Source organism: Streptomyces sp. NPDC056296 (assembly GCF_042268605.1).
Lineage (GTDB): Bacteria > Actinomycetota > Actinomycetes > Streptomycetales > Streptomycetaceae > Streptomyces.
Genome location: NZ_JBHJRX010000043.1, coordinates 3,781 through 20,462 on the forward strand (window position 1 = coordinate 3,781; position 16,682 = coordinate 20,462).

General features: G+C 72.7%; 12 protein-coding genes. 3 read left to right on the forward strand and 9 right to left on the reverse strand.

Going from position 1 to position 16,682, the window contains the following annotated elements; all coding sequences use genetic code 11:
• Nucleotides 1-126: 126 nt before the first annotated feature.
• The 5 genes from ACFCZF_RS28100 to ACFCZF_RS28120 all read right to left on the reverse strand — a co-directional run bounded on the left by ACFCZF_RS28100 (nucleotide 127) and on the right by ACFCZF_RS28120 (nucleotide 5,669).
• Complete coding sequence (locus ACFCZF_RS28100; protein ID WP_376673998.1) at nucleotides 127-1,392, reverse strand: glycosyltransferase; 1,266 nt, start codon at nucleotides 1,390-1,392, stop codon at nucleotides 127-129.
• Between the two features lie 19 nt (nucleotides 1,393-1,411).
• Nucleotides 1,412-2,191 carry a 23S rRNA (adenine(2058)-N(6))-methyltransferase Erm(O) gene (erm(O), locus tag ACFCZF_RS28105; RefSeq protein ID WP_376673999.1) on the reverse strand — a complete coding sequence of 260 codons (780 nt, stop codon included), beginning with the start codon at nucleotides 2,189-2,191 and terminating at the stop codon, nucleotides 1,412-1,414.
• 423 nt (nucleotides 2,192-2,614) lie between these two features.
• The gene (locus ACFCZF_RS28110; protein WP_376674000.1) at nucleotides 2,615-3,904 is read right to left on the reverse strand and encodes an ABC transporter substrate-binding protein; all 1,290 of its coding nucleotides are present in this window, start codon (nucleotides 3,902-3,904) and stop codon (nucleotides 2,615-2,617) included.
• Entirely contained in the window at nucleotides 3,904-4,737 is an 834-nt protein-coding gene (locus tag ACFCZF_RS28115; RefSeq protein WP_376674001.1) for a carbohydrate ABC transporter permease, read from the reverse strand. The genes ACFCZF_RS28110 and ACFCZF_RS28115 overlap by 1 nt, the downstream gene beginning before the upstream one ends.
• On the reverse strand, nucleotides 4,734-5,669 hold the full coding sequence (locus tag ACFCZF_RS28120; RefSeq protein ID WP_376674002.1) for a carbohydrate ABC transporter permease: 936 nt from the start codon (nucleotides 5,667-5,669) through the stop codon (nucleotides 4,734-4,736). The genes ACFCZF_RS28115 and ACFCZF_RS28120 overlap by 4 nt, the downstream gene beginning before the upstream one ends.
• A 196-nt stretch (nucleotides 5,670-5,865) precedes the next feature.
• Here ACFCZF_RS28120 and ACFCZF_RS28125 point away from each other — a divergent pair, with 196 nt between their 5' ends.
• Nucleotides 5,866-6,729, forward strand: coding sequence for a phosphotransferase enzyme family protein (locus ACFCZF_RS28125; protein ID WP_376674003.1), 864 nt, complete (start codon nucleotides 5,866-5,868; stop codon nucleotides 6,727-6,729).
• Nucleotides 6,730-6,815: 86 nt separating this feature from the next.
• Here ACFCZF_RS28125 and ACFCZF_RS28130 read toward each other — a convergent pair whose 3' ends face one another.
• Nucleotides 6,816-7,538: a 3'-5' exonuclease gene (locus ACFCZF_RS28130; protein ID WP_376674004.1), complete on the reverse strand. Its 723-nt coding sequence runs from the start codon at nucleotides 7,536-7,538 to the stop codon at nucleotides 6,816-6,818.
• A 125-nt stretch (nucleotides 7,539-7,663) separates the two neighbouring features.
• Complete coding sequence (locus tag ACFCZF_RS28135) at nucleotides 7,664-8,911, reverse strand: SAV2148 family HEPN domain-containing protein (protein WP_310870492.1); 1,248 nt, start codon at nucleotides 8,909-8,911, stop codon at nucleotides 7,664-7,666.
• Between the two features lie 367 nt (nucleotides 8,912-9,278).
• On the opposite strand from ACFCZF_RS28135, the gene glgX reads away from it, so the two are divergent.
• Nucleotides 9,279-11,414 carry a glycogen debranching protein GlgX gene (gene glgX, locus ACFCZF_RS28140; RefSeq protein WP_376674005.1) on the forward strand — a complete coding sequence of 712 codons (2,136 nt, stop codon included), beginning with the start codon at nucleotides 9,279-9,281 and terminating at the stop codon, nucleotides 11,412-11,414.
• A gap of 183 nt (nucleotides 11,415-11,597) precedes the next feature.
• On the opposite strand, the gene ACFCZF_RS28145 is transcribed toward glgX, so the two are convergent.
• Nucleotides 11,598-12,887 carry an MFS transporter gene (locus ACFCZF_RS28145; RefSeq protein WP_376674006.1) on the reverse strand — a complete coding sequence of 430 codons (1,290 nt, stop codon included), beginning with the start codon at nucleotides 12,885-12,887 and terminating at the stop codon, nucleotides 11,598-11,600.
• Nucleotides 12,888-12,968: 81 nt separating this feature from the next.
• Here ACFCZF_RS28145 and treY point away from each other — a divergent pair, with 81 nt between their 5' ends.
• Complete coding sequence (gene treY / locus ACFCZF_RS28150) at nucleotides 12,969-15,359, forward strand: malto-oligosyltrehalose synthase (RefSeq protein ID WP_376674007.1); 2,391 nt, start codon at nucleotides 12,969-12,971, stop codon at nucleotides 15,357-15,359.
• Nucleotides 15,360-15,716: 357 nt separating this feature from the next.
• On the opposite strand, the gene ACFCZF_RS28155 is transcribed toward treY, so the two are convergent.
• Complete coding sequence (locus ACFCZF_RS28155) at nucleotides 15,717-16,679, reverse strand: LysR family transcriptional regulator (RefSeq protein ID WP_376674008.1); 963 nt, start codon at nucleotides 16,677-16,679, stop codon at nucleotides 15,717-15,719.
• Between the last annotated feature and the right edge of the window lie 3 nt (nucleotides 16,680-16,682).

The window sequence follows — 16,682 nt, forward strand, 5'->3', positions numbered from 1 at the left end:
GGGGGAGTCGGGGTGAGTGGGGGGGCGGGTTCACACGCGTCAAAGGGGTGGATATGGGGGGTCCCTTGGTGTGAAGGAGGCAGGAGACAGCCCACGGGCCCGTCGGCGTCTTGCGCTGCGGGGCGGTCAGACCCTCGCCGCCGCCAGCTCCGCCTCGATCAGGTCCGCGGCCCGTCGAGTCCCGCCCTCCTGCGCCATCCGGGCCTGGAACTCCTTCAGACGCCCGGCCACCTCCGGGTCGTCGACCAGGGCGAGGGCGGCGGTGCGCAGTGCCTCGGCGGTGGCCTCCTCGGTGGGGAGGTGGCGGGCGACGCCGAGCCCCTGGAGCATGTCCGCGTTGCCGAACTGGTCCACGGCCTGCGGTACGGCGATCATCGGCGTGGCGGTGGCCAGTCCCTCCTGACTGCCGCCGGCGCCCGCGTGGGTGACGAACAGGTCGGCCTGCTTGAGGATCGCCAGCTGCGGCACCCACGAGCGGACTTCCACGTTGTCCGGTACGTCGCCCAGCTCGGCGGCGTCGACGTGCTTGCCGACCTGGAGCACCACGTGCCAGCCGGGCAGCTCGCCGAAGGCCTCGACGCACTCCCGGTAGAAGGCCGGCTGCTTGGTGAACGCGGACCCGAGGGACACCAGGACGACCTTCTCGGCGCCCTCGGGACGCTGCCAGTCCCCCTCGGCGGTGCGGTCCCCCTGGCAGGCGCCGACGAAGGTGTACGCCTTCTCGTCCACCCGGTCGGCGTTGGGCTGAAGCGCCTTGGGGATCAGCACCAGGGAGCGGTCGGGGCGGCCGACGAACGGGTCGGGGTGGTCGGTGATCCCGTTCTCCTCCAGCCAGGCATGGAAGCGGGCGTAGTAGGCCTGGCCGCGTTCGGTCTTCAGCGGCTCCTCCCACATCGGCTCGCCGACCTCCTTCTCGTACCCCTCCCAGGCGACCAGGTTCGGCGAGAGGGAGACCACGGGCACGCTCCAGCGGTGACCGAGGACGCGGGCCGGGTAGGAGGTGATGTCGTGCAGGATCAGGTCCGGTTCGTCTCCCTCGTACGCCTCGATGAGCTGCGGGAGCGCCTGGATCGCGTCGTTGAGGAACGGCTCGACGTTGTCCAGCAGCGTGGTCCCCCACGCTTCCGGGTCGGCGTCGGGACCGGGCAGCGTGCTGTTCCACAGCTTGGGTTCGGCGCCCGCCTCGGCGACCTTCTCCGCGAAGAGCGGCGGGATCGCGTACGTCACCCGATGCCCTCGCGCGACGAGCTCGCGGATCACCTCCAGGCTGGGGTTCACGTGGCCGTGCGCGGCGATGGAGAACATGGCGATGTGAGCGGGAGTGGTCATGCGTCGAATGTACGCGAGACGAGACGTCTCGTGCAAACTTTTTCCCGCACGTCCCCTCCTCATGCCGTCAGCTCCTCGTGCCTCATGCCGTCAGCTCCTCGTGCAGCCGCAGCCAGCGCGTCGGCGCCACCTCGCCGACCAGCACGCCGGGGTCGAGGCACGCGGCCCGGAACGCCGCGTCCACCCGGCGCCCGGGGTGGGCACGCCGCAGGGACGCGTGCAGGGAGCCGCCCACTCCCGAGAAGCCCAGCTCGACCAGGTCCCGCCAGCTGCGGTGGGCGGCGCCGGCGAGCAGCGGGGTGCGGCGGCGTTCGATGCGCAGGATCCCCGCGTCGACGCGGGGCGCCGGCCGGAAGCCGTACCGGCTCACCCGCCCGGCCAGCCGCCACTCGTGGCGGGGCCAGGTCCGGACCGTCAGCAGGCTCCAGCGGCCGTAGTCCCCGGTGCGTTTGCGGGCGTACTCAAGTTGGGTGAGCAGCGTGGCGTCGGTGAGGCCGGGTGCGGTGAGGCACCAGTCGACGATGTCCGCGGTGCGCGAGAAGGGCACGTTCCCGGCGACGGAGAACGGCGCGCGCGGGGGCCGGGCGGCGAGGAAGTCACCGGCGACGACGTGGACGTGGGGCGTGTCCGCGAAGCGGGCGCGGAGCCCGGGGACGAGCCGGGGGTCGATCTCGTAGGCGCGCAGTTCCCGGCTGCGGCGGGCGAGCGGCTCGGTGAGGGCGCCCTTGCCGGCGCCGACTTCGAGGAGGAGGGGCGGGTGCCGGCGGTCGGGGGCGGCGAGCCGGGCGACACCTTCGGCGGTGGCGCGGTCGGCGAGGAAGTTCTGCGAGAGCGTGCGGGCACGCTGGGTGGGGCGGGCCATGGCCTGCGGTCCTTGTCTTCCGTGAAAGGGGAAAGGGCAGCCGAAGGCCCTGACCGGAAGACGAAGGCGAAAAGGGGTACGGAGACTCAGCCCCGCCGCGCGTGGGTCACACGCGTCAGCGTGTGTGTGACATGCGTCAGCGCGCGTGTGACATGCGTCAGCGCGCGTGTGACATGCGTCAGCGCGCGTGTGACATGCGTCAGCGCGCGTGTGACATGCGTCAGCGCGCGTGTCAGCGGCGGGGGGACCCCGGGCCGGTCAGGGCTCCGGGACCACGACGCATCCTGATGGCGTACGTGCAGCCCCGGCCGAGACCGGAGTTGAAGATCGCGTTGAAAGCTGCCACGGAGACGACGCTAGAGGCCTGGGCGCCGGGCGGGCAACGGGTTTCCCGCCCGCCCGGCGCGAGCGCCGTCAGCGTCGTCAGCGCTGGTAGCGGGCGAGGACGAGGTTTCCGTCCTTCTCCAAGCGGCCGCGCAGCTCGTCCATGCCGATCGCTCCGCTGTAGTACTCCTGGAGTGCGGGGGTGGCCACCTTGTCCTTCCACTCGGGATAGCCCCGTACGGACTGCGCGGGCGCCTGGCGCAGGTGGTCGGCGAGGGCGGTGCCCGTGGCCCAGCCGTGCTCGGCCGTGTGCAGGGCGGGATCCTTCAGCGCCTCGGTGCCGGTGGGCAGCATCCAGTCGCCGAGGGCGAGGCGCACCATGTTGTCCGGCTGGAGGAGGAAGTCGACGAACGCGGCGGCTTCCTTCTTGTGCGGGCTGTCCTCGGCGATCGACAGGGTCTGCGGGCTGACGCCCTGGGTGAGTCCGTCGGTGCCCGCCGGGGCGGGCAGCACCTGCCAGTCGAAGCCCTCGGGTGCCTGCTGTTCGATCTGCTGGCGGTAGGAGAAGCCGAGCGGCACCATCGCGTACTTACCCGCGAAGAAGCCGGGCAGGGTGTCGGAACCGCCGCTGCCGAGGGTGCTGGTGGAGGCGCTGTGGTCGGTGTTGACCTGGTCGTGGATGGTGCGGGGCACCACCTGGTCACCCTCCTCGAACCGGACGGTGACCTTCCCGTCCGCGCCGCGGTGGAACAGCTGTCCGCCGGTGGACAGGGACAGGTTGAGCGTGGCGGACACGGGCTCCTTCAGCGGCCAGGCCACCCCGTACTTCCCGTCGCCGCTCAGCCGCTTCGTCACCTGCCGGAACTCCGCCCAGGACCAGGGGGCTTCGGGTGTCGGGATCCGGACGCCCGACTTCTTCAGCAGGTCCGCGTTGGCGATCAGGACGCGGGGTTCCTGGAGGAACGGCACGCCGTAGACACCGTCGTCGAAGGTGACCGTCTCCCAGGTGCGCTGCGGGATGTCCGACTTCAGCCGCTCGGGCAAAAGGTCGGTCAGGTCGGCAAGGTAGCCGCCGTAGGCGAAGTCCGCGAGGTCGTCGGAGGCGTCGTGGATGATGTCGGGGGCCTCACCGCCCTCGAAGGAGGTGAGGAGCTGGTCGTGGACGCTGTCCCAGCTGCCCTGGACGTACTCGACGTGCACGTCCGGGTGGGTGGCGTTCCACTCCCGCACCAGTTCCTTGTTGGCCGCCACGGACTCGTCCTGCCAGGCCAGGGACTGGAAGCGCAGGGTGATCCGGCCGTCGTCCGCTCCGTCGCCGCCGCCCGTGCAGCCCGCGAGCAGCAGGGCGAGGGAGACGAGCAGGGTCACGATCCTCGTACGCGTCGTCATCAGCTCTTCACCGCCCCGGCGAGCATGCCGCCCGTGATCCGCCGCTGAATGAGTGCGAAGACCACCAGCGAGGGCAGCGTCGCGAGGAAGGCCGCCGCGGCGAGCGGGCCGAGGTCCGCGACGCCCTCGGCGCCGATGAAGTGGGTGAGGATCACGGGAAGGGTCTGTTTCTCCGGTGTCTTCAGCAGCACCAGCGCGAAGAAGAACTCGTTCCACGCGGAGATGAACGCGAACATCGCCGTCGCGACGATCCCCGGCGCGAGCAGTGGCGCGGTCACCGAGACCAGGATGCGCAGCCGCCCGGCGCCGTCGACCGCCGCCGCCTCCTCCAGCTCGGCCGGCACGGCCCGGACGTACCCGGCGAGCATCCACAGCGCGAACGGCAGCGACCACACGACGTAGACCAGCACGAGTCCCGGCACGGAGTTGATCAGTTGGAGGTTCTTCAGGACCAGGAAGAGCGGGATGATCAGCAGGACGAAGGGGAAGGCCTGGCTGACCACGACCCACCCGGTGGCCGCCTTGGTGAGGCGGCCGCGGTGCCGGGCCATGACGTACGCCATCGGCGTCGCGATCACCACGGCGATCACCGCGGCACCGAGCGCGGCGAGCAGGGAGTTGAGCGCGGCCCGCAGCAGCGGCTGCTCGTCGAAGGCCTGCCGGAAGTTGTCGAGGGTGGGGTTCTCCGGGATCCAGGTGGGGTGGAGGCTCGCGAGCTCCTGCGGCGGTTTGAACGCGGTGGAGATCAGCCAGAGGAACGGGAAGGCCAGGAAGACGAGATAGGCGAGCAGCGCGGCGTACTGGCCCACGCGGGCCCCGGTCGAGGTCCTCATGCCTCGTCACCTCCCCTGAGCCGGCCGACGAGGAAGACGGCGAGCAGGATCGAGATCACGGCGACCATGACGCAGCCCATCGCAGCCGCGTAGCCGAACTGCCCGTACCTGAAGGCCTCCTCGTAGGCGAAGAGCATCGGCAGCCGGGTCCGGCCGCCGGGGCCTCCGTTGGTCAGCACGTAGACCAGGGCGAAGGAGTTGAAGTTCCAGATGAGGTTGAGCGCGGTGATGGCGAGCGCGATCGGTCTGAGGGCGGGCCAGGTGACCGTGCGGAAGCGGCGCCATGCTCGGGCGCCGTCGACCGCGGCGGCCTCGTGCAGCTCGCGCGGGGTGTTCTGCAGTCCGGCGAGCAGGGCGACCGTCGTCTGCGGCATGCCGGCCCAGACGCCGACGACGATGACGGCGGGCAGGGCGGTGGCGAGGCCGCTGAGCCAGTCACGGCCGTCGCCGAGGCCGAAGTCGCGCAGGGTCTCGTTGAGGATGCCGGCGTCCGGGTTGTAGACCAGCCGCCACATGATGCCGACGACGACCTCGGGCATCGCCCAGGGGATGATCGCCAGTGCGCGGGCCAGCCATCGCATCCTCAGGTTCTGGTTGAGCAGCAGGGCGAGGCCGAGTGCGAGCAGGAACTGCGGCACCGTCACCCCGACGGCCCACACCAACCCGATTCTGAACGACTCCCAGAACAGCGTGTCGTGCATCAGGTCCTGGAAGTTCAGGGTGCCGACCCACTGGGTGGGCTCCGTCCGGCCCGACTGGGCGTCGGTGAACGCCAGCAGGATGCCGTAGAGCAGCGGCCCCACGCTGAGCACCAGGATGGGGATGAGCGCGGGCAGCACCAGGAACCAGGCGCCGTGGCCGGGGCCGCGCCGTGGCCGGTCCGTACCGGGCGCGCGGCGCGCCGGCTTTCTCGACTCGGTCACCAATGTCACGTAATCAGCCCCTTTGCACGGCTCGAACGGGCCTGGTCATGGTCGTGAAGGCGCCGTGCCCCGTCAAGAGCCCGCGCACACGCTCCCACCTGTGCGAATGCGACACTGGCCGACGGATGGCGGGAACCCGGCGGACATGACGGACACGACCGGACGACCGGCACCACGGACACGACCGACACGGAGGCAGACGACGATGGACGAGGCACGGGCCCGGGAGGTGCTGGCCGCGGCGGGGGTGCTGCCCGGCCCGGCACGGGAGGCGCGGCTGCTCGCCCTCGGCGAGAACGCGGTGTTCGCCGCCGGTGACCTGGCGGTCAAGGTGGGCCGCGACGCCGAACTCCTCGACCGGGCGCGCCGGGAACTGGCCGTCGCGGTGTGGCTGGAAGAGGCCGGCGTGCCGGCGGTGCGGGCGGCCGACCCGACGGCGCTGTTCGTCGACGGGCACCCGGTGACCGTGTGGCGGCGGCTGCCCGACCCGGTGCGGCCCACCGAGCCCCGGGACGTGGCCGCGCTGCTCCGGCTGGTCCACGCGCTGCCCTCCCCCTCCTTCGAGCTGCCGCCCCGCGAACTGCTGGGCGGTGTGGAACGCTGGCTGCGGCTCGCGGGCGAGGTGATCGACCCGGCGGACGCCGCGTATCTGCGCGAGCGCCGCGACGGCTTCGCGACGGCCGCCGCCGCGCTCACCCCCCACCTGACGCCCGGCCCGATCCACGGCGACGCGCTGCCCCGCAATGTGCACGTCGGTCCCGACGGGCCGGTCCTGATCGACCTGGAGACCTTCTCCGCCGACCTGCGCGAGCACGACCTGGTGGTGATGGCGCTCAGCCGGGACCGCTACGGGCTGCCCGCCGAGGCGCACGACGCCTTCACCGCGACCTACGGCTGGGACGTGCGCGAGTGGGACGGCTGTGCGGTGCTGCGCGGCGCCCGGGAGACGGCCAGCTGCGCGTGGGTGGCCCAGCACGCGCCGAGCAATCCGAAGGCGCTGGCGGAGTTCGAACGCCGGGTGGCGTCGCTGCGGGACGGGGACCCGACGGTGCGGTGGTATCCGTTCTGACCGCGCGTCGCACGCGCCGGGCGGATGTTCTTTCTGACCGCGCGTCGCCGTCCGGTCTGAAGGCGGCGTCGCTGTCCGGTGCCCGGTCAGACCCGTTCGTCGGCCGGTTCGCGCAGCGGCCACGTCCCGTCGACGACGGCCGTGGCGTCGCCCTTGCGGCGCAGGAAGCTCTGGAAGTCCGCCGCCCACTCGGCGTACCACTCGATCTGGCGCTGGTGCAGGTCCGCCGGCCCGAGGGACGCGACCTTGGGGTGGCGGCCGGCTATCGCGCAGGCCAGCCGGGCGGCGGCGAGGGCGTCGGCCGTGGCGTCGTGGGCGGCGTCGAGCGGCACCCCGTACTCCCGGCAGACCGCTTCGAGGTTGCGCTTGCCGCGGCGGTAACGGTCGACGGAGCGGTCGATGGTGTACGGGTCGATGACCGGGGCGGGGGCCGGGCCGCCGAGGCGGTCGCGCAGGGACGGCAGTCCGTACCGCCGCAGTTCGGCGGAGAGGAGGGTGAGGTCGAAGGCCGCGTTGTAGGCGACGACCGGGACGCCCGTCTTCCAGTAGGCCGCGAGCACACCGGCGATGGCGTCGGCGACCTGGTCGGCGGGGCGGCCCTCGGTGGCCGCCCGCTCGTTGGTGATGCCGTGCACCGCCACCGCGTCCGCCGGGATCTCCACGCCGGGGTCGGCCAGCCACTCCCGGCGCCCTCGCGGCTCCCCGCCCATGACCTCGATCACGGCCCCCGTGACGATGCGCGCCTCGCGCGGATCGGTGCCCGTCGTCTCCAGGTCGAAGCCGATCAGCAGCTCCCGGTGCCAGCCCATGGGCGGTCCCCCTTCTTGGTGGTGCGTTCCCCCAGTGGTCTTCACCTTCCCATGGACCACTGACAATCAGAGGATCGCATTCCGCTTACGCCCGGCCAGGCAGCGGTCCGACCCGGCGCCGGCGCTCACGACACCGGTCGCGAATCCGCCCACATCAGCTCGAACTCCTCGCGATAGGTGGGGAAAAGTCCACCTTCGTCGAGCTGGTCCGACTTCACGACCTTGCCGCCGTTGCGTCCGTTCCGCAGTACGAGCACCGGCGCCTCCATCCCCCGCGTCCGGCGCAGGTAGGACTGCACGACCGCGATGCCGTCGGCGCCGTCCCCGTCGACGAGGTAGGCCGTGAAGCGGGGCGTCTCGTCGAAGACCTGGATCTCGAACGCGCCCGGGTCCCGCAGCCGGGAACGCACCCGGCGCATGTGCAGGATGTTCATCTCCACGGCGCGGCTCAGCTCGCCGCGCTTGATGCCGAGTTCACGCTCGCGGCGCTTGATCGCGCTGGAGGCCGGGTTCAGGAAGAGCAGCCGCACCCGGCCACCGGACTCGGCCAGCCGCAGCAGGCGGCGGCCGGAGAAGTTCTGCACGAGCAGGTTGAGGCCGATACCGAGGGCGTCCACGCGGCGCGCGCTGCCGAAGAGGTCCTCGGCCGGGAACTGGCGCAGCAGCCGCACCCGGTCCGAGTGCACGGCGACCACGTCGGCGTACCGGTCGCCGACCAGGTCCTCCACCGCGTCGACCGGCAGCCGGCGCGTGGACGGCACGTCGCCGCCCGCGCCGAGGACCTCAAGGAGCCGCGCCGAGGCCCGTTCCGCCTGGTTCAGGACCGCCTCGGACAGCGCCCGGTTGCGGGAGACGACGTTGCGGGTGACCTCCAGCTCGTCCAGGGCGAGTTCCACGTCGCGGCGCTCGTCCACGTACGGCTCGAAGCAGGGCCAGTGCTGCACCATCAACTCGCGCAGCTGCGGCAGCGTGAGGAAGCTGAGGACGTTGTCGTCGGCCGGGTCGAGCAGGTAGCCCTTGCGGCGGCTGACCTCGCGGACGGCGACGGCGCGCTGCACCCACTCCTGGCCGGCGGGTCCGGCCGCGGCGACCACCCACTCGTCGCCGTGGACGGGTTCGTAGACCGGCCGCAGGACGGCGGCCACGACCGCGCGCAGCCGCTGTTCGACGAGGTTGAGCCAGATGTAGGCCCGGCCCGCCCGCTGCGCACGGGTGCGCACCTCGTGCCAGGCGTCGGTGTCCCAGTCCAGTTCCGGACCGATCGCGCCCGCGCTCATCGGCCGCGCCAGGGACACCGCACCGGGCGGGACGTCCGCGGAGTTCCCCTGGTGACCGTCGTCACCAGGAGGCAGCTCCAGCCCTCCCGAGCCCACCCGCGCACCGCCTTCCGCTCCCCCGGAGCACTCCCGGGGAGACCCCGTCCCAACGATCAAGGAAGGGTACTCCGCGAGCGGTCCGCGGTGCAGCCCGATGGACGGGCGGGTTTTCCCAACATCGGTGATCCACAAGCCCGTTCCGATCGACCGGACACCGGGGAGTGAGCGGATTCATAGCGGTGACACGGCCCGGTACGGGGAAGGATCCCTCGCGCCCCGCAGCGGGGCGCACGCGGAGCAGAACGCCGAAGGGTGGGTAGGAGGACGTACGTGCTAGGTGGTCGCCTCACTTTCGGGGAGACTTCCCGGAGACTCGGAGCCAAGGCGTCCGCACCGGCGCCGTACACCTGAAAGAGTCGTGTCCATGCAGGTCTGGCCTGGAGAGGCGTATCCACTCGGTGCCACGTACGACGGCGCCGGCACCAACTTCGCGGTCTTCACGGAGGCCGCCGACCGAGTAGAACTGTGTCTGCTGCACGACGACGGCTCGGAGGCCGCGGTCGAGCTGCGGGAGAGCGACGCGTTCGTACGGCACGCCTACGTGCCGGGCGTGATGCCGGGACAGCGGTACGGCTACCGCGTGCACGGCCCGTACGCACCGGAGCGGGGGCTGCGCTGCAACAGCGCCAAGCTGCTCCTCGATCCGTACGCGCGTGCGATCAGTGGCTCGATCCAGTGGGGCGAGGAGGTGTACGGCTACCACTTCGGCGACCCCGACCGGCGCAACGACCTGGACTCGGCTCCGCACATGATGTCCTCCGTCGTGGTCAACCCCTACTTCGACTGGGGCGACGACCGGCGTCCCCGGACGGAGTACCACCACACGGTGCTCTACGAGGCGCATGTGAAGGGCCTGACCATGCGGCACCCGGGCCTCCCCGAGGAACTGCGCGGCACCTACGCGGCCCTCGCGCACCCGGCGCTCATCGAGCACCTCACCGAGCTGGGGGTGACGGCGCTGGAGCTGATGCCGGTGCACCAGTTCGTCAACGACCACCGCCTGGTGGACATGGGCCTGAACAACTACTGGGGCTACAACACGATCGGCTTCTTCGCCCCGCACAACGCGTACGCCTCCTGGGGCGACCGCGGCCAGCAGGTGCTGGAGTTCAAGTCGGCGGTGAAGGCGCTGCACGAGGCCGGGATCGAGGTCATCCTCGACGTGGTCTACAACCACACCGCCGAGGGCAACCACCTGGGCCCGACGCTGTCCTACAAGGGCCTCGACAACCCCTCCTACTACCGGCTGACCGACGACCCCCGGTACTACATGGACACCACGGGCACCGGGAACTCCCTGCTCATGCGCTCCCCGCACGTCCTCCAGATGATCATGGACTCGCTGCGGTACTGGGTCACCGAGATGCACGTCGACGGATTCCGCTTCGACCTCGCCGCCACCCTGGCCCGGCAGTTCCACGAGGTGGACCGGCTGTCGTCGTTCTTCGACCTGGTGCAGCAGGATCCCGTGGTCTCACAGGTGAAGCTGATCGCCGAGCCGTGGGACGTGGGCGAGGGCGGCTACCAGGTGGGCAACTTCCCGCCACTGTGGACCGAGTGGAACGGCAAGTACCGGGACACGGTGCGGGACCTGTGGCGCGGCGAGCAGCGCACGCTGGCGGAGTTCGCGTCCCGGCTGACCGGATCGTCCGATCTCTACCAGGACGACGGCCGCCGCCCGCTGGCCTCCATCAACTTCGTCACCTGCCACGACGGCTTCACCCTGCACGACATGGTGGCGTACAACGACAAGCGCAACCACGCCAACGGCGAGGACAACCGGGACGGCGAGAGCCACAACCGGTCCTGGAACTGCGGCGTCGAGGGCGACACCGACGACCCGGCGGTGCTGGAGCTGCGGGCGCGGCAGATGCGGAACTTCACCGCCACCCTGCTGCTCTCCCAGGGCGTGCCGATGATCAGCCACGGTGACGAGTTCGCCCGCACCCAGCGGGGCAACAACAACGCCTACTGCCAGGACAACGAGCTGGCGTGGGTGGCGTGGCCGGACGGCGACGGTGACGGTGACGTCACCGGCGCGGGGGCCGGGCTGCTGGAGTTCACCCGCGCGATGGTGTGGCTGCGCAGGGACCACCCGGTCTTCCGCAGGCGGCGCTTCTTCCACGGGCGTCCGGTGGAGGGGACCCACGACGAGCTGTCGGACATCGCCTGGTTCACTCCGGAGGGTGCGGAGATGACCCAGCGGGACTGGAACTCGGCGCGGGCGTCGGCCCTCACGGTGTTCCTGAACGGGAACGCGATCTCCGAGCCCGGCGCGCGCGGGGAACGCATCTCCGACGACTCGTTCCTGCTGATGTTCAACGCCTCGCCCAAAACGCTGGACTTCGTGGTGCCGGTCGACCACGGCCGCCAGTGGGAGGTGATCGTCGACACCGCCCGCACGGAGGGGGTGCCCTCGGACACGGGCCGCAAGGTGCAGGCCGGGGACCGGCTGACCCTCGTGGACCGGAGCATGACGGTGCTGCAGCGGCCGGTCTAGGGGGTGCCGTTTGGATCAGGTCGGCTCCAAGGGACGGTGCCCTTGCAGCGGAGCCGAGCGGGGCCTGGTGCGTGCAGCTGCAAGGCGGAGGAGGGCGACAGGGCGGAGCCCTGGCAACCGACGACAACGCCGCAGATGCGCGTGCCAGACCCCGCGACCCCGGCAAGATCCAAACGACACCCCCTAGACCGCCGTTTTGCCGGAGTGGTCCGACGCGCGCGCGTGGGGGACCGCTCCGGTGTCCGACGCCGGGCGTGCCGCCAGGGCGATCACGCAGGCGAGCGCGGCGGTCAGGCTCGCCGCCGCGAACGCCGCGGCCGGGCCGTGGGACTCGGCGAGGCGGCCGGTGACGGCGACCGCGAGGGCCTGGCCGCCGACGATCGCGCTGGTCGCGAAGGCCATCGCCTCTGCGAGCCGGGCCCGCGGCACCGTCCGCTCGGTGAGCGCGAACACGGTGATCAGGTGGGGGGCGTAGGCGATGCCCAGGACGGTGACCACCACGTACAGGCCGGTCAGGCTGTCCGTCCACAGCAGGGGCAGCGACAGGGCGCACGCGGTCGCGGTGGCCGCCCGCCAGCGGGCCCGCAGTCCGACCCGGGCGGGCACGACGGCCATGGCGAGCCCCGCGATCGCGCTCATCACTCCCATCGCGGCGTAGACGAGCCCCGCCTGCTCCGGCTGCCCGAGCCGCTCGGTGAGCGCCGTGATCCCCGCCTGGCAGGCCCCGAACATCGCCCCCTGGAGGGCGAGCGAGGCCAGCAGGGCGTGCACCGCGCGGGGCATGCGGGGGCGGGCGCGGGGGTCGGCCGGTGTGCCCTTCGCCTCGGCGGCCCAGGGCGCCGACGCGCGGGCCGTCGGGTGCAGGGCGAAGGCGGTGCCGCACACGGCGACGAGGACGGCGGCGCCGGTCAGGGCGTACGCCGGGTGGGCGAGGACCGCAGCCAGGCCGACCAGGGCCGGGCCGAGGACGAAGGAGACCTCGTCGAGGGTGCTCTCGAAGGAGAGCGCGGCGCCCACGGTGGGCTCGGGGGCGCCGGCCCGGCGGGCGAGCGCCACCAGGCGGGTGCGGGCCAGCGGGCCGATCAGGGGCACGCTCGCGCCCGCCGCCACCCCGAGGAGCACCAGCAGCGGCGTCGGTACCTCCGCGAGCGCGCCGGCCACCAGGGCGGCGATCGCGACGGCGTTGACCAGTGCGAAGACCAGGACGACGGTGCGCTGGCCGTGCCGGTCCGCGAGCCGGCCGACCAGCGGGCCGCAGGCGACCTGGCCGACGGCGAGCGCTCCCCCGGTCAGCCCCGCGACGGCCAGTGAGCCGCTGGTGCGGGCGACCAGCAGGAGGCTGCCGAACTGGATCGTGGCCGTCGGCAGCCGTCCCAGGAAGGACACCACCGGCAGCAGCGGCCCGGTCAGGCCGACCACCTCTCGGTACGTCTCCAGCGCGCCTCGCCGCCCGGTGCCTCCGCTGCTTCCCATCGCTCGAAGCTAGTCACGCGCGCGTACGCCCGTGGAGGGGCCGATGACACGAAAGGCGGCGGGGCGGGTACGTAGGTTTCCATGACACCTGAGCGACCCGACCCGGTGCTGTCCCCGACGTCCCAGGCCCCCACGGCCACCTACCGGCTGCAGTTGCAGCCCGCGTTCCCCTTCGCCGCCGCGGCGGCGGCCGTCCCGTACCTGGCCTCGCTCGGCGTGTCCCACCTGCACCTGTCCCCCGTCCTCGAGGCGGTCCCGGGCTCGCTGCACGGCTACGACGTCGTGGACCACGCGCGCGTGCGCGAGGAACTGGGCGGCGAGGAGGGACTGCGGGCGCTGGCGCGCACCGCGCGGGAGCACGGTCTCGGCCTGGTGGTGGACATCGTGCCGAACCACATGGCGATGTCGCCCCGGCACAACCGCGCCCTGTGGGAGGTGCTGCGGGAGGGCCCGAAGTCGCCGTACGCGCGGTGGTTCGACATCGACTGGGAGGCTCAGGGCGGCCAGGTGCTGATGCCGGTGCTCGGCGCCCCGGTCGGCGATGTGCTGGACGAGCTTCGGGTCGAGGGCGACGTACTGCGCTACCACGACCACGCGTTCCCCCTGCGGGACGGCACCGGTGACCTGCCGCTGCCGCAGCTGCTGGACGCGCAGTGGTACCGCCCGGTGTGGTGGCGGCTCGCCCGCACCGACCTGAACTACCGGCGCTTCTTCAGCATCTCCGAGCTCATCGGCGTGCGCGTGGAGGACCCGGAGGTGTTCGAGGCGACGCACGCCACGATTCTGCGGCTGCTGCACGAGGGCGTGATCGACGGCCTGCGCGTCGACCACCCCGACGGTCTCGCCGACCCCGACACCTACCTCCAGCGGCTGCACGGGGCGAGCGGCGGCCGGTGGACGGTGGTGGAGAAGATCCTGGCGGACGGCGAGCGGCTGCCCGCCGCCTGGCCCGTCGCGGGCACGACCGGCTACGACGCGCTGCGGCACATCGACGGGCTCTTCACGTACCCGGCCGGGTACGGGGAACTCCTCGGCCAGTACCGCAGGTTCGCCGCCCCGCAGACGGACCGGGGCGGCGACTGGGCGGCGACGGTGCGGCGGGCGGCGTACAAGGTGCTCACGCACGAGCTGGCCACCGAGATGGACCGGCTGACCCGGGTGGCCCACCGCCTGTGCGTCGCGTCGCCGGATCCCGCCCTGCGTGACCGGGCGCCGTGGGCGCTGCGCACGGCGTTGCTGGAGCTGCTGGTCCGGCTGGAGGTGTACCGGCCGTACGCGTCGGTGGACGCGGCGTCGGTCGTCACCGAGGAGGCGGCGGCCGAGGCGCGGCTCGCCTTCGCGGTGCCCCAGGAGGCCGGCGCGGTGGACGTCGTGCGGGGCCTGGTGCTGGGGCGGTTCGGGGACGGGCCGGAGCACGTGGAGTTCCGTACGCGGTTCGCGCAGACCGCGTCGGCGCTGCGCGCCAAGTCGGTGGAGGACACGGCGTTCTACCGCTACGTGCCGCTGCTCTCGGCGACCGAGGTGGGCGGGAACCCGGGGAGTCCGGCCCTGTCGCCGGAGGAGTTCCACGCGTACTGCGCGCGCGTGCAGCGCGACTGGCCCGCGACCGGCACGGTGGTCTCGACCCACGACACCAAGCGCAGCGCCGACGTGCGCGCCGCGCTGGCGGTGCTCACGGAGTGCCCCGAGCGGTGGGCGGACGTCCTCACGGAGGTCACCCGCACCGGCGAGGGTGTGCCGGACGCGCAGCTGGCGTGGGCGGCCTGGCAGACGGCGTTCGGGCTGGGGCCGGCGGACGGTGAACGCGTGCGGGAGGCGCTGCTGAAGCATGTGCGCGAGGCGGGGATGTACACCAGCTGGACGGAGCAGGAGCCGCCGTACGAGGAGGCGGTGGCCCGGTTCGTGGCGGCGGGGCCGTGCGGCGCGCCGGGCGAGCGGGTGACCGCCTTCCGCGACTCCCTTGAGCCGCACATCCGGGCCAACGTCCTCGGCACGGCCCTGACGCATCTGACGATGCCGGGGGTGCCGGACCTCTACCAGGGCACCGAGGGCGAGTACCTGGCCCTGGTGGACCCGGACAACCGCCGGCCCATGCGTTTCGGGGAGGGCGACGAGGGCGGTGAGAAGGACGCGGTGACCCGGGCGGCGCTCGCACTGCGGGCGCGGCGGCCCGACACCTTCGGCGACGCGGCGACGTACGAGCCGCTGCCCGCCGAGGGTCACGCGGCGGCGCACTGCGTGGCGTTCGTCCGCTCCGGGGACGTCGTGACGGCCGTGACCCGGCTGTCGCTGCGGCTGGCCGAGGCGGGCGGCTGGCAGGACACGACGCTGCCCCTCCCGCCGGGCCGCTGGGCCGACGCGCTGACGCCCGGACGCGAGTTCACGGGGCACGCGCGCGTGGAGGACCTTTTCGCGGGGGTGCCGGTGGCGCTGCTGGAGCGGGTGGGGGCGGAGGAGGGAGCCGGGGGCTGAGCGGCGGGGGGGAGCGGCCCGGGGGGCCTTTGTCTCCGGGCGCCTTCCCGAGCGGGCGTTCGACGCGCCGGAACTCTTCGCGGGCCGACGCGCGGGGCGGACGGGCGGGCGCCGTAGCCGCCTTCGTCTCCATGCGCCTCCCCCAGCGGGTGCTCGTGAGACGCACCGGAACTCATCGCGGGCCGGCCCCCGAGGCGGGACGACGCCGTAGCCGCCTTCGTCTCCGTGCACCTCCCCCAGCGGGCGTTCGACAGACGCACCGGAACTCATCGCGGGCCGACCCGCGGAGTGGGACGACGCACTGCTGTGTCGCTCGCTCCGTGCGTCGCCCACCCCGGCAGCGTGGGAAGCCGCGCGTCAGCCCAGCGTCGGAGCCGGGGTCGGGGTGCCGCAGATGTCGGCCGGGCGAGGCGGTGAGGTGGGCGGGGCGGTCGGTGCCGGGCCCGGCCAGGTCTGGCGCAGAAGGTCGACGAAGGCCTCGGCGGCGCCGGTCGGGGGTACGCGCGCGAAGACCGTCAGGGCGCGTCGCCAGGGCGGGTCGGGCGTCAGGACCACGCAGCCCTCGCCGACCGCGCCGCCCACGATGTGCGAGGGCGCCGTGCAGACGCCGACACCGGCGGCGGCCATCCGCACGGCCGTCGACGTGTGCTCGGTGAAGACGGCGGTGTACGGCCGGAAGCCGGCGCGCCCGCACGCCCAGTCGAGGAAGCGTTCGCCCTCGATGACGGGCTCCATGGCGCACCGCACCCAGGGCCGGTCCGCGAGTTCGGGCAGCGTCACCGTCGTACGGCCCGCGAACCGGTCGTCGAAGGGCACCACGAGGACGATCTCCTCCTCACCGACCGTGACGACGGTGCCGGGCCAGTCGTGGGGCGCCGGGCCGACGGCGAGGTCCGCGGTGCCGCGCTCGACCTCCTCCTCCAGTGCCTCGGTCGTCGCGTACTCGTGGAGGTGCAGTTGGACGCCGGGGTGCGCGGTGCGCCAGCGGGCGAAGACGTCGGGCAGGATGCCGACGGCCACCGAGTGCACGGCCGCGACGTGCAGTTCCCCGCCCTCGACGCCGGCGGCGGCGCGGGCCGCGCGGCGGGCCTGGGCGGCGCTGCGGACGGCGAGTTCGGCGTGCGGGCGGAAGGCGCGGCCCATCGGGGTCAGGCGCACCCCGCGCGGCATGCGTTCCAGCAGGGCGCCACCGACCGACCTCTCCAGGGCCTTGATCTGGTGGGAGAGCGCGGACTGTGTGACGTGGAGCGTCTCGGCCGCTCGGGTGAAGGACGCCTCTTCGACGACCGTCAGGAAGTACTCCATCTGCCGCAGGCTCATTCC